General features: G+C 59.3%; 15 protein-coding genes. 4 read left to right on the forward strand and 11 right to left on the reverse strand.

The genetic code is table 11. The features are described 5' to 3' along the window. Positions 1-53: 53 nt before the first annotated feature. Positions 54-344 carry an SDR family NAD(P)-dependent oxidoreductase gene (locus tag JCM25414_RS25315; protein WP_242403580.1) on the reverse strand — a complete coding sequence of 97 codons (291 nt, stop codon included), beginning with the start codon at positions 342-344 and terminating at the stop codon, positions 54-56. A gap of 31 nt (positions 345-375) precedes the next feature. Continuing rightward, a complete protein-coding gene (locus tag JCM25414_RS20340) occupies positions 376-1,020 on the reverse strand; it encodes an SDR family NAD(P)-dependent oxidoreductase (RefSeq protein WP_242403581.1) in 645 nt (214 codons plus the stop codon). Between the two features lie 122 nt (positions 1,021-1,142). Here JCM25414_RS20340 and JCM25414_RS13220 point away from each other — a divergent pair, with 122 nt between their 5' ends. Then, positions 1,143-1,718 (forward strand): TetR/AcrR family transcriptional regulator, encoded by a 576-nt coding sequence (locus tag JCM25414_RS13220; protein ID WP_025841948.1) that lies wholly within the window; start codon positions 1,143-1,145, stop codon positions 1,716-1,718. A gap of 34 nt (positions 1,719-1,752) precedes the next feature. On the opposite strand, the gene JCM25414_RS13225 is transcribed toward JCM25414_RS13220, so the two are convergent. The 6 genes from JCM25414_RS13225 to JCM25414_RS20345 form a co-directional block, all read right to left on the reverse strand. After that, positions 1,753-2,598, reverse strand: a complete 846-nt coding sequence (locus JCM25414_RS13225; protein ID WP_025841949.1) for an NADPH-dependent oxidoreductase — start codon at positions 2,596-2,598, stop codon at positions 1,753-1,755. 89 nt (positions 2,599-2,687) lie between these two features. Further along, complete coding sequence (locus JCM25414_RS13230) at positions 2,688-3,239, reverse strand: adenine phosphoribosyltransferase (protein WP_025841950.1); 552 nt, start codon at positions 3,237-3,239, stop codon at positions 2,688-2,690. A gap of 167 nt (positions 3,240-3,406) precedes the next feature. Next, on the reverse strand, positions 3,407-3,559 hold the full coding sequence (locus tag JCM25414_RS26750) for a response regulator transcription factor (protein WP_081775942.1): 153 nt from the start codon (positions 3,557-3,559) through the stop codon (positions 3,407-3,409). Continuing rightward, the gene (locus JCM25414_RS23430; RefSeq protein WP_159101774.1) at positions 3,556-3,705 is read right to left on the reverse strand and encodes a hypothetical protein; all 150 of its coding nucleotides are present in this window, start codon (positions 3,703-3,705) and stop codon (positions 3,556-3,558) included. The genes JCM25414_RS26750 and JCM25414_RS23430 overlap by 4 nt, the downstream gene beginning before the upstream one ends. A 23-nt stretch (positions 3,706-3,728) precedes the next feature. Next, complete coding sequence (locus JCM25414_RS13240) at positions 3,729-5,027, reverse strand: multidrug effflux MFS transporter (RefSeq protein WP_025841951.1); 1,299 nt, start codon at positions 5,025-5,027, stop codon at positions 3,729-3,731. Positions 5,028-5,244: 217 nt separating this feature from the next. After that, complete coding sequence (locus JCM25414_RS20345) at positions 5,245-6,042, reverse strand: TVP38/TMEM64 family protein (protein WP_025841952.1); 798 nt, start codon at positions 6,040-6,042, stop codon at positions 5,245-5,247. Positions 6,043-6,318: 276 nt separating this feature from the next. Here JCM25414_RS20345 and JCM25414_RS20350 point away from each other — a divergent pair, with 276 nt between their 5' ends. Next, positions 6,319-8,490 (forward strand): TonB-dependent receptor, encoded by a 2,172-nt coding sequence (locus tag JCM25414_RS20350; RefSeq protein ID WP_051535887.1) that lies wholly within the window; start codon positions 6,319-6,321, stop codon positions 8,488-8,490. Between the two features lie 70 nt (positions 8,491-8,560). Continuing rightward, positions 8,561-8,755, forward strand: coding sequence for a hypothetical protein (locus tag JCM25414_RS21920; RefSeq protein ID WP_051535888.1), 195 nt, complete (start codon positions 8,561-8,563; stop codon positions 8,753-8,755). Here the strand turns inward: JCM25414_RS21920 and ybaK are convergent, their stop codons facing one another. Together ybaK and JCM25414_RS13260 are read right to left on the reverse strand one after the other, a co-directional pair. Further along, complete coding sequence (ybaK, locus tag JCM25414_RS20355; RefSeq protein ID WP_025841953.1) at positions 8,756-9,241, reverse strand: Cys-tRNA(Pro) deacylase; 486 nt, start codon at positions 9,239-9,241, stop codon at positions 8,756-8,758. Between the two features lie 70 nt (positions 9,242-9,311). Beyond that, entirely contained in the window at positions 9,312-10,211 is a 900-nt protein-coding gene (locus JCM25414_RS13260; protein WP_025841954.1) for a DMT family transporter, read from the reverse strand. Between the two features lie 200 nt (positions 10,212-10,411). Between JCM25414_RS13260 and JCM25414_RS20360 the strand changes: the two genes are divergently transcribed. After that, complete coding sequence (locus JCM25414_RS20360; RefSeq protein WP_035443459.1) at positions 10,412-10,600, forward strand: CsbD family protein; 189 nt, start codon at positions 10,412-10,414, stop codon at positions 10,598-10,600. A gap of 87 nt (positions 10,601-10,687) precedes the next feature. Here the strand turns inward: JCM25414_RS20360 and JCM25414_RS13270 are convergent, their stop codons facing one another. After that, positions 10,688-10,915 (reverse strand): hypothetical protein, encoded by a 228-nt coding sequence (locus JCM25414_RS13270; RefSeq protein ID WP_148301090.1) that lies wholly within the window; start codon positions 10,913-10,915, stop codon positions 10,688-10,690. Positions 10,916-11,515 lie beyond the last annotated feature (600 nt).

Genomic DNA, 11,515 nt, shown 5'->3' on the forward strand with positions numbered 1-11,515 from the left:
ACAGACAGGGCAGGTGTGCGGAGGGCAGCCAGTATGCCCCCGCCCGCCCGCTTTCATCGGGCAGGGAAGATCTCACCCACCATCGACTCACTTAGGTGCCAGAGTGCCTCGGCGCGAGCGGGATCCAGGGCGTAGGCGCGCACACCGGGGATGGTGATACCAAGCGGCGCGTCATCGGGCACGATGGCACTCACGCTGCAATTCTCGCCATAGCGCCCGCCAATGGCTTCCGGATCGGCAATTGTTGCTGCCCAGACAGCGCTTGCTGCGCCTTGCGGGATGGATTTAAAGGCGAAAGGCGGTCGCCCGGCATCGGCTTCCTGCTGATTGATCCCCTCGATCATGCTTCGATCGCGCCTTCGGGCATGTGACGCGTCAACTCGGTTGCGATCCCACCGGGATGCACAGCCATGGCGCGGATGCCACGGTCCTATGTCGGGCATCGAGCGCCACGGCAAACAGGATATTGGCCGTCTTCGACCGGCCGTAAGCGCCAAAAGGCGTATAGTCGCTGCGTTCGAAATTCGGGTCGTCCAGATCGACATCGCCATAGCGGTGCCCGGCGGAGGACAGCATGATGACCCGTCCCTCCGGTTTTACGAGCGGCATAAGTCGGTTCACGAGTACGAAATGTCCGAGATGATTGGTGCCAAACTGCGTTTCGAACCCATCCTTTGTATGCCCGAGCGGCGTCGCCATGACCCCGGCATTTGCGATCAGCGCATCGAATGAAAGGTTTTCTGCCAGAAGACGATCGGCACATTCACGCACGCTGGCAAGATCGGCGAGATCGAGGGTTTCAAGCCTGAGCAAAGCGGGATCGATCAGGCAGGTAGCGTCTCGAGCCTTGGCAAGATCGCGCGCGGTACCGACGACCTGTGCGCCATGAGCGACCAGCGCCCGGACGGTTTCGACGCCCAGACCCGCCGAAGCGCCGGTCACGAGATAGCGTTTGCCATCGAGCGAGACACCGCTGAGCACGTCATCGGTGGTCGTTTGCGCATTGAAGAAATTGGACATGAACAGCCTCTTGGGCAGAAAGCGCGAACATCTTGCCGGCCGACAGGACGCAAGCTAAACGGAAGCATACTCCGTTTTCTGTATACGGAATCATATTCCGCTTAACAAGAGGTTTCTTACCGATGAGTGACTCCCCCAAAGCGCGTCGACCGCGTGCGGATGGGCAGCGCAGCCGTCTGGCTCTTCTGGCCGCAGCCCGCAGCGCCTTCATGGCGGGAGAGAGCGATATTCGCATGGATGCCATCGCGGCCCGTGCCGGAGTCGGTGTCGGGACGCTTTATCGCCATTTCGCCGACCGTTCCGCGCTGATTGAGGCTGTCTATGCCGATGAGCGCGATCAGCTCGTGGCGTCTGCCCCGGTTCTGGCCGGGCGTCATGAACCGCTCGAGGCCTTGCGCCAGTGGATGCAGCTTTTCGTGGCTTATGCCGCGACCAAGAAGATCATGACGCCGGTGCTCGAAACCGTAAGCGGCGGGGCGGCCTCGCTGCATGAGCGCTCTGGCGCACCGATCATCGCGGCTATGCAGAACCTGACATCGGCCTGCGTCACAGCGGGCATTCTGCGAGACGATATCGATCCTATGGATTTGCTACGTGCGGTCTACGGAGTCTGCACGATTGCGGGAGACAGACCGCAACAGGCCATCCAGTTCGTCGATATCGTTCTGGCGGGCGCCCGACCCGGTACGGCAGTCTAGAGAGGCTGGCAGACCGGGTCGGTGCCGCGCTCTTTCATTTCATGGGGAAACCGAGCGCGCGTAGAGAGGCCATCATCGTGTCGCGTCCATGCAGGGCAGCTCGTGTGGCGATACGCTTGGCCATGGCGGCAGACCAGCGTCGGGGGGGCAGACCTTGTTCTTTCTGGAATGCATCATCGAGCGCATTATAAGCCGCAATGATTTCAGCTTCTGCATCGAGATCGTAACGCTCACGATGCAGGACGGCTTTTTGTGGCAGACGTGGCTTGATGCTTGCAGGCTCGGCTGGGTCGGGATAGCCGACGCACAGGCCGAACAGCCCGGCGCAGCCTTCGGGCAAAGCGAGTTTTTCCGCAATTTCCTTAGGGTGGTTTCGCAGCCCGCCGATATAGACGGTGCCGAGCCCTGCCGCCTCGAGTGCGCTGACGGCATTCTGGGCTGCCAGCGCCGTGTCGATGGCAGCGATCAGGAAGGCTTCCGTATAATCGAGCGCTTCATGCGTTTCTGCCTCGCTCCTGGCGATCCGCTGAAGGCGGGAGAGATCGGCCACCCAGACCAGAAAAACCGGGGCTGTCGCGATATGCTCCTGATTGCCGCAGAGAGTTGCCAGACGGGCGCGTCTGACCGGATCCTCGACAGCGACTACACTCCAGCATTGCAGATTGCTGGAAGTCGCGGCCGATTGTGCCGCCGCGATGGCGGCTTCGATCGTGCCTTCAGGCAGCGCATCGGGCAGATAGGCGCGTACGGAACGATGGGTCAGAAGAGAGTCGAAAACGGCGCTCTGGCTGACCTTGTTATCCGTCAGAGCCCCGGCAAGATTTTCGGGAAGAGGCGAACGATAACGCTGCTGCCAGAGAGAAGAGAGGCGATCGGTCATGGCAAGGCTCCGCATGAGGGGGCCTGCCGGTAACGGGGCGGTTCAGCCTTTGCCGTGCAGCATGGCAGTACCGCCCTGTGGTGCAGGCCTCAGGCCGGGTAGGTTAGAAGTGAATGCAGCGGCACGTCCAGCTTGTCGCGTCCGCCAAGACCGTCAAGCTCGACCAGCACCGAGGTGCCGACAACTTCGGCGCCGACATTCTGCAGCAGCTTGATCGAAGCAGCGAGCGTGCCCCCCGTCGCAAGCAGATCGTCAAGCACGACTACGCGCTGGCCGGGCTTGATGGCATCGGCCTGGATGTGTAGCTCGTCCTGACCGTACTCGAGACCGTATTTCAGCGAGATGGTCTTGCCCGGCAGCTTGCCCGGCTTGCGCAGCATGATGAAGCCGCAGCCAAGACGCATGGCGACCGGGGCGGCTGTCAGAAAGCCGCGGCTTTCGATCCCGGCCAGCAGATCGGGCTGCCAGGGCGCGATGGCGCGCGTCAGACGAGCGGTGGCGATCTGCCAGGCATCGGCGTTACGGATCAGGGTCGAGATGTCGTAGAACAGGATACCGGGTTTGGGAAAATCCGGGATCTCGCGAATATATTTCTTGAGATCGAGCTCGGGCTGATCGCCATGCGGCGTGTTCTGGGTCATGTTGCTGCTTCTCTTCCCTGCTGCGTAACATCGTCAAAAGGCGCGGCATCTAGCCGCGTCAGGCCTCAAATGTAAATGTCAGGCCGTCGTATAATGTCAGCGCGACGACGCTCGAGCCTTTTCGACAGCCTCAATGAGCGCGGCACGACGAAACGGCTTGGGCAGGATCACGGCGCCCGGCACCAGATCGTCGCGTGACGAGCGTCTTCGAAATCGCCAGAGATCAGAATGACCGGCAGACCGGGCTGGGTCTCGCGCAGTTTGCGCGCCAGCGCATCGCCGTTCAGTGCGCCGGGCAGATTGAGATCCGAGATGATCAGAGACGGCGCGCGGGTTGCCGCAAGCGAGAGCGCCTCTTCTGCGAGATGGCCCGGTTGATCGTCTGCCCCGCAGAGGAAAGAATCGCCTCGACGATAAGGGCGATTGAATCGTCATCCTCTACAAGCAGGACAGGCGAATCGGTCATAAAGGGCTCTCCGGAAAGGCTGATTACTCAGCCGAAGCGACAGGGTGGCGGGTATGCGGACGCATCACCGCGAACACTCCCATCATCAGTGCCGCAAACAGCATCAGCGCTGCCATGGGCATAGGGGTATCCGCCGGAAGAACGCCGATTGCCGTGCTCGCAAGAGAACCTAACGCGTATTGCATGGTTCCGGCAAAGGCCGAGGCACTTCCGGCATATTGCGACTGGTTACTCAGCGCCCCGACCATGGCATTGGGGCCGATAATGCCGGTCATGCCCAGAGTAATCATCATGCAGCCCACGATCGGAATCAGCATGACAGGCCGGATATGCTGCGTCGGGCCCGGATATTGTTCAGCCACCATCACGACAACCAGAAGGGCGATGGCACCGAGAACAGAAAAGGCGATGCCCCAGCCGAGCATGGCGGACGAACTGACACGCCCGACTAATGCGCCGTTTATCTGTGAAGAGCCGATCATGCACACAGCAAATAGTCCGAACAACATCCCGTAATGTGCCGGTGTAAACCCGAAAATATGCTCGAAGACCGTTGGTGCCGCTGTCAGGTAGGTGAAAGAGAGAAAGCCGCAGAAGCCCCAGACGAGCGCGTTGGTGATGAAACTCCGCTCGCGGGCGATGAAGAGATAGCGATGCAGCAATGAGAGCGGTCGCAATTCGCGTCGGCTCTCGCGTGGCAAGGTCTCGGGAAAGGCCCGCAAGAGCAGAAGCACGCAGAGTGCGCCATAAACCGCAGAAACCCAGAAGATTGCCCGCCAGCTGATATAGTCCAGCGCGATCCCGCCCAGCATGGGGGCAAGAATCGGTACGATTCCCTGTATGAGAATCAGCTTTGACATCAGCTTTGCGGCGTCGTTCCCCGAGGAAAGATCGCGTACACAGGCGCTCGGGATGACGATACTGGCCGAGGCAGCGACGGCGGCAATCAGCCTGAACAGGCACATTTCGGTCATGGTCGCCGCCATGGCGCAACCGACACTGCCCAGTGTGTAGATGCTCATGCCGATGAGCATCGGAATGCGCCGACCGAAACGATCGGCCAGCGGACCCATGGTGATCTGCCCGATGGCCAGTCCGACCATCCAGGCAGAGAGCGTCATGCCTGCGCTGCCTGCCGGAGAGTTCAGCGATTTTTCGAGCGCGGGGAAAGCGGGCAGATAGATATCTGTCGAAACCGGGCCAACCGCCGTCAGAAACCCCAGAAGCAGAGGAAGCCAACTGGGCATGGCGACAGGCGCCGCGTCGGTCTGACGCCCGGTGGCTGAATTGTCAGAAAAAGAGATCCCGTCGGGAGAGGCCATGAGGCGCTCCTGCTGGATGAAGGGCTGCGAAAAATCAGGCGAAGGCCGTAGCGGTCGGGGGGCGCGCTCTTCAAGCGCATCAGGAACAAGGCAGTTTTCAGGCCAGTCTCTGGCAATGAGGTGTCAGATATCGCAGAGCCGTGGTTTTTCAATCTCTTTTTTCGTTATCGCAGCGTCTTTTAACGTAACGGCTCCGTCTGTTGCCCCTGTGTCAGGCTTATTCCTCGGTCACGTCGTGCTCGGCCAGAGCAGCCAGTTCGCTGCCCTCGCGTCTTGCCTTGACGAGTAGAACCCAGGCGAGAAGGGATGACCCGGCGAAAAGCAGTATCCCGAGCCCGATCTGAACACCCTGCCCAAGCTGAGCCCCGGCGCCGATCAGGACGAAGACGAGATTCTGAGGAATAGCCCCGATGAAGCTTGCCCAGGCAAAGGCGCCAAGCGGCACGCCATAGAGCCCGGCAGCCGCCGTCACCATCAGAGCCGACCCGACCGGCATGAGCCGAAGCGTCAGCACGGCCTGAAACGGCGCCTTTTCCAGAACATGACCGATCGGACGTAGTCTGCCCTGGAAACGCTGCTGCCAGCGCTGGCGCTGTGCGGGCGTGGCCAGGCGGCGTATCCACAGGAATCCGAGCACCGTGCCGCCCAGTGTCGCGGTCGAGGCGAGGCCGAAGCCCAAGAGCGTTCCGAACATCAACCCGGCCACGAGGCAGAGGGCCTGACGGGGCAGACCGAACAGGCTGTAGGGAATGCCGATGGCGAGAAAGATCAGCGGAGCAAGAGGCTGGTTCTTCCAGCTCTCAATGGTGGCGAGCAGAGCGCGGGTAACGGGAAAGGCGCGCACGAGCAGAAGCAGCCCGATGATGATCAGGATCGTCAGTCCCGGCTTCCAGAGGCCTTTTGGCAGGGAGCGTTTTGTTGGAAAAAGCGTCAGGGGGAGGGGCTCCAATCTGTGCACAGACAGTGCTCGAAGCATCATCCGGCAGAGCATCGTCTGATCCTGTGGCGGCAGCATGTCGGCCCAACGGGCCTGAGCATTCCTGATCCGAAGACCAGTGTGAACTTTCAGGGCTCTAGCAGGCATGATCTGTCTGAGGAAGCAATAGATGATGCAGATTGGTAACAGTGAGTGACGATTCGGTCACCTCGGCGCGTTTGTCGCCGACGTTTCGTTGCTGTTTCTTAACGTAACTGGTAGCCGGGAATTGGGTTTCTGTTTGATATCGTAACGAATGCGATGAAGTCGAATAGTGCCGTCCGTTTTGTCCAGTGCCGAGGGAAACGCTACTCTATGTCGTCCAGTTTCACGCATCGCTGTCTTAAGATGCTGCTTGCAGGTACCGCCCTTGCTGGCAGTGTTCAGGTATCGACCGCCGCGCCGACCCGCCACAAGCACTATGCGTCCACACATCGGACGGCAAAGCCCTCCACCGCGCCGGTCGCCGCCACTGCAGCCCCTGTCGCAACGATGGCCCCGCGCCCGGCGCCTGCCCCTGTCATGGCGCGCTCGCAGCCTGAAGAAATTGCCGTGACAGGCCGCAGCAGCCGTACCCGCCAGCCGGGTGGCGGCCTGATGCGTGTCGAAACGGCGCCCAAGGCCGTGCAGACCATCACGCATGACTTCATTGCCAAGCTGGCGCCCAGCGTGAACCTGCAGCAGGTCATCGCCATGCTGCCTTCCGCAAACGTCACACAGGCCGATCCTTTTGGTCTTTATACAGGCCAGACGAACATCCGTGGCTTTGACGGCACCGAAGTGGGCTGGCTGCTCGATGGCGCACCGCTCAACGATATCGGTGGCGGTCAGTTCTACGCCAACGAAGTGCTGGAATCCGAAAACCTCGATAACGTTTCGGTACAGCCCGGTTCGGTCAATATCGACACGCCGGTCACCAGCGCCTCGGCTGGTATGACCTCAATGACCATGAGCAACCCGTCGCATCATGCCGGTGGTATCATGGACGTATCGTTCGGCTCATTCGATACCTTCCGCCAGTTCATCCGTCTGAATTCGGGTGATATCGGCAATAGCGGCGTGCGCGCGATGTTCGCCTTCAGCCATACCAAGGGCAACACCTGGCGTGGCCCCGGTCAGGCCGAAAAATACCATTATGATTTCAAACTGGTGAAGGATTTCCGCAACGGAAGCCATACCGGTCTGACGGTGGCCTATAACGACCAGACCAATGATTTCTATCTGGCCCCGAATCTCAGCCAGTGGCGCACGACTGGTTATTCGACCAATTACGCGACCGATTACGCCGGTCCGAATGCTGCTGGGGCGAATTACTACAAGCTGCACGTCAACCCGTTCGAGAACGTGGTGGCGGTTCTGCCGACTCATCTTGTCATCACGCCCAAGCTGACGCTCGAGGATTCGCTCTATTTCTGGCATGGCATCGGCAACGGCACGGGTGCTTCGGTCATCAATGCTTCGTCCTATATGGGCAATCAGGCAGTCAAGCTTGATCTGGGCGGGGCGAAGAGTGTGCTCGCACTTGCACCGTCCAATCAGGAGCAGTTCCGTACCGGCAACACGATCGCGCTGCATTACAAGCCCGACAATCATCACGACCTGACGCTGGGCTGGTGGTACGAATATGCCAATCTCTACCAGTACTCGCCCTATGGCACCGTAAATCAGGCGACGGGTGAGGCGAACAATATCTGGGGTACGACCAATACCATCCAGACGACCACGGGTCAGGCTTACCGTGCGCGCGACTTCCTGTCGCTTACACAGGTCAATACGATCTTCATTGGCGATACAATGAAGTATTTCAATGATCGCCTGAACATCCTGGTCGGTTTCAAGGAAGCCATGGTGACGCGCCGGATGTATAACTACACGCCCGGTACGCAGTATAACCGTAATCTGCATACGCCAGAGCCGCTACCGCAGATCGGTATCTCATGGAATTTCAACAAGCATCATCAGATCTATGTGTCGGGCAGCACCAACTTCAAGGCGCCATCTAATACGTCTCTGGTGGACTATTACGGCACGGCGGGTGTGCAGACCCAGAAGGGCGGCGCGTCCAAGCCCGAATACACAATTCAGGAAGAGCTGGGCTATCGCTATAATGGCGAGCTGATTGTGGGCTCGATCTCGTTCTTCAACTACAACCTGACGAACCGCCAGCAGACCCTCAATTATTATGACGGGAACGCGGGTGCGAGCTACAGCCAGACGGTCAACGCAGGCGGTCAGACCACGCGCGGCGTCGATATCCAGCTTTCAACGCGTGCCTGGCATCATCTGCGTCCCTATGCGACGTTCGAATATCTGCATTCGACCATCGACAACAATATCCGTGTCGGTACGGATCTGCTGCCGACAGCGGGCAAGATTGCCGTTCGTGCCCCTGCCAAGCAGGCGAAGCTCGGGCTCGATTACGATCTCGGTGGGTTCTGGATTTCGGGTCAGGTCATGTATGTCGCAAACAATATGCCAGCTTCATGAATGACAGTTCGATCCCGCAATATGTCACCAATCAGGTCGGCATCGGTTACCGCTTCAAGAATGTCGCTTCATGAAGTCGCCGCAGATCCAGCTGAACATGACCAACCTGACCGGCGCCAAGTTCCGCAGCGGTGTCTATGGCTTCACCACCAATCTGAAGCCTACCAAGGGCGTGAATGGCACCATGATCGCGGCAGGTACACAGCCGACCTATTATCTCAACCCGCCCTTCTCGGCGATGGTCACTCTTTCGACCGGGTTCTGATCACTCTGCAATGGCCCCGACCGTCCAGCTGAAATGGCTGGCGGTCGGCTCGGCCTCGATCTCGCATTGCAGGCCTCTTCGGCCTGCATTGACGAAAATCCTTCCCTGCTCAAACGCGTGTCGGTCCAGAAGGACAGGTACGCGTTTTTTTTGTCCGAACGGGCTGATACCCCCCGTCTTGTAGGCTGTGAGACGTTCCGCATCTGGCGGGGCCATCATCGCGGCCGATTTGCCCCCAAGCGCAGCGGCAACTGCCTTGAGATGCAGTTTGTGGTCCGAGCGTATGATGGCGCAGGCGGGTTTGTCCTTGTCGACCCAGACCATCAGCGTCTTGAACACGCGTTCAGGCGAGATGCCGAGCGACTCTGCCGCCTGCAACCCCTTACGGCTTGCTTCGGGGTCATACTCATGGGTGTACAGGGTATAGGCCACGCCCTCTTTCTCCAGCAGAACGAGGGCGGGGGTCTGGCCAGAGGCGGGCTTCATCGATGGTTCTCCTTACAGGGCGTTTCAGCCCGGTATCAGAAAACCGCCTCGTCCGGCTGTCAAATGGGTTTCAGCCCTGCTCGACTTCCAGAGGTTGGGGAAACGGCTTGCGGCGCAGAAACGCCAGTACATTGCCAAGCAGGATCAGCACCAAGCCGGCCAGCATTGGCACAGACCAGCGCACTTGCTCGAAAAAAGCCGACATGCCGAGTGCAATGACCGGCGAGAGAATGGTGGCGTAAGCTGCCCGGTCCGCCCCGATGCGACGCACCAGCTCCAGATAGAACAGAAAGCCCACGATGGAGCCGAACAGGATCAGGTAGACCAGCCCTGTCATCCAGCGCCATGTCAGGGGAAAGCCATAGCCATGACCAGCCAGAGGGATGAAGAGCGCCATGATGGCCGCGCCGCTGAGCATGCCCCAGAATACGGTATTGGTGAGGCTCAGGGTGTAACGTCCCATCTGGCGCGAGAACATGTTGCCGCAGGAGAACAGAAATGTACCCAGCAGGGCAAAGCCGAGCCCGATCAGCGTGTGATGCCAGTTGCCATGCCCTATCCCGCCTGCCAGCAAGAGGGCAACACCGCATACGCCGAGCAACCCGCCTGCCAGCACGCGCAGATCGGGTTTCTGTCTGAAGAATAGCCAGAGATTGAGCGTGTTGAGCAGGGTGGCCATGCTGAAAACGACCGATACCGTGCCGCTAGGCAGATACAGCTCCGACGTATAGATGCCGAGATAATTGCATGAGAACAGGCAGGCCCCCATGCCCAGGATCCATACCCAGGCAGAAGCGGGTGGGCGTCGTAGCTTTCCGGTTATGGCGAGGCTGGCACCGATCAGACCCGCTGAGAAAAGAAAGCGCCAGAATATAGCGACATCGGCGGTTGTGCCGCCAATCTGAAGAGTGATGGCAAACCAGGTCAGGCCCCAGAAGATAACGACTGCAAAAAAGAGGAAGGGGGCCATTTATGTGCTTTCTTGGTGCAGGGTTCGTAGCAACTCACCCTATGGGATCGCAGTTTCGGAAAAAAGACTGAAACAGTGCACAAAATATCCGCGCCATGCGACTTTGCGCGAGATCATGCGTTCAAGCGGCTCCCCTGCCTGAGGCAGACTTCTGCGGGATAATCGTCAGGAGGCAGGGCCTAGTGAGAAGGAACAGCACTATGAGCTCATTCACCGATAAGGTCAGCGGCACCGTCAAGCAGGTTGTCGGCTCGATCAAAGAAGAAGCCGGCAAGCTGACAGATAACGAGAAGCTTCAGGCTGAGGGAGCTGCCCAGAACCTCGAAGGCAAGGCCGAAAAGGCCAAGGGCGACGTAAAGGCGCCGTCAATAACGGTATCGACAGTGTGAAAGACGGCCTCAACAAGCTCTGAGCCTCTTCTGTGAAAGCCGCCTTGCCCGATGGTGCGAGGCGGCTTTTGTGTGTCTGGCGTCCGATCAGACCAGAATGGCAATGGCCGAGGCTGCCAGCAGGCCACCCATGATGTGATTGATCAGGGTAATATGTTCCGGCTTGTCGCCCAGCCGATAAAGATACAGTCCAAGCGCGGTACAGCCGAGCTGGGACAGCAGACCGATTGCCAGCTTGATGCCTATCAGCGCCGAGAGTGCGAAAAACCAACGTGGCCCTTGGGACAGATAAGTCGTGCCGGTGGTCAGAGCCATCATCTAGGCTTTCGGATTAGACCAGCAGAGCACAAACGCTTTGCCCCAGTGCGGCAAGAGTCCGGCAGGCACTTCATCAGGGCGCGTTCACGCGTTTGTCCAGGCAAGATAAAGCATCGAGCAGCCCCCCAGAATGCCAAGTATCCGAACAGGACCGGAGGCATGGTGTAAAATCGCAGCGCCTCCCATGCTCCCAGTAACAGCATCGATCCGAAAGCCAGGGTGATCGCCAGAATGCAGAGCAGAGTGCGCCTTAGTCCCGAGCGTGCAGCAACGCTCATGATCAACAGGTTGTTCGGTCCAGGGCTCGCTGAGCTCGTCAGGGCGAAAATCAGGAAGGAGATGAACGCCGTAGAAGAAAGGCCAGCCGGCAGCGCGGTAGGGAAAAGCTCTTTCATCGAAGGGGGAACCTCGTAAGGGCCACCCGGCGAGACCAGAAACAACCCCGCCGTTGCGGCGGGGTTGGACACAGGGCCTAGCAGAAACTCTGCGTGCGCACCGATCCGCCCCTGCCTGTGCAGGAAATGGATACGACAACGACGGAGACGCGATGCTGAGCCATGAAAAAACCGAGCTTATCCCCCTCCGGGGCACAGGCAA

It is taken from the genome of Asaia platycodi JCM 25414, from assembly GCF_000614545.1.
Classification (GTDB): Bacteria; Pseudomonadota; Alphaproteobacteria; order Acetobacterales; family Acetobacteraceae; genus Asaia; species Asaia platycodi.

Bases quoted from the DNA above. Each gene is read 5' to 3' on its own strand.
- JCM25414_RS13270 (WP_148301090.1), bottom strand. From the start codon at position 10,915: ATGGCTCTGACCACCGGCACGACTTATCTGTCCCAAGGGCCACGTTGG.
- JCM25414_RS13260 (WP_025841954.1), bottom strand. From the start codon at position 10,211: ATGGCCCCCTTCCTCTTTTTTGCAGTCGTTATCTTCTGGGGCCTGACC.
- JCM25414_RS13230 (WP_025841950.1), bottom strand. From the start codon at position 3,239: ATGACCCAGAACACGCCGCATGGCGATCAGCCCGAGCTCGATCTCAAG.
- JCM25414_RS13225 (WP_025841949.1), bottom strand. From the start codon at position 2,598: ATGACCGATCGCCTCTCTTCTCTCTGGCAGCAGCGTTATCGTTCGCCT.
- JCM25414_RS20360 (WP_035443459.1), top strand. From the start codon at position 10,412: ATGAGCTCATTCACCGATAAGGTCAGCGGCACCGTCAAGCAGGTTGTC.
- JCM25414_RS20350 (WP_051535887.1), top strand. From the start codon at position 6,319: ATGTCGTCCAGTTTCACGCATCGCTGTCTTAAGATGCTGCTTGCAGGT.
- JCM25414_RS13220 (WP_025841948.1), top strand. From the start codon at position 1,143: ATGAGTGACTCCCCCAAAGCGCGTCGACCGCGTGCGGATGGGCAGCGC.
- ybaK (WP_025841953.1), bottom strand. From the start codon at position 9,241: ATGAAGCCCGCCTCTGGCCAGACCCCCGCCCTCGTTCTGCTGGAGAAA.
- JCM25414_RS21920 (WP_051535888.1), top strand. From the start codon at position 8,561: ATGAAGTCGCCGCAGATCCAGCTGAACATGACCAACCTGACCGGCGCC.
- JCM25414_RS23430 (WP_159101774.1), bottom strand. From the start codon at position 3,705: ATGACCGATTCGCCTGTCCTGCTTGTAGAGGATGACGATTCAATCGCC.
- JCM25414_RS25315 (WP_242403580.1), bottom strand. From the start codon at position 344: ATGATCGAGGGGATCAATCAGCAGGAAGCCGATGCCGGGCGACCGCCT.
- JCM25414_RS13240 (WP_025841951.1), bottom strand. From the start codon at position 5,027: ATGGCCTCTCCCGACGGGATCTCTTTTTCTGACAATTCAGCCACCGGG.
- JCM25414_RS20345 (WP_025841952.1), bottom strand. From the start codon at position 6,042: ATGCTGCCGCCACAGGATCAGACGATGCTCTGCCGGATGATGCTTCGA.
- JCM25414_RS20340 (WP_242403581.1), bottom strand. From the start codon at position 1,020: ATGTCCAATTTCTTCAATGCGCAAACGACCACCGATGACGTGCTCAGC.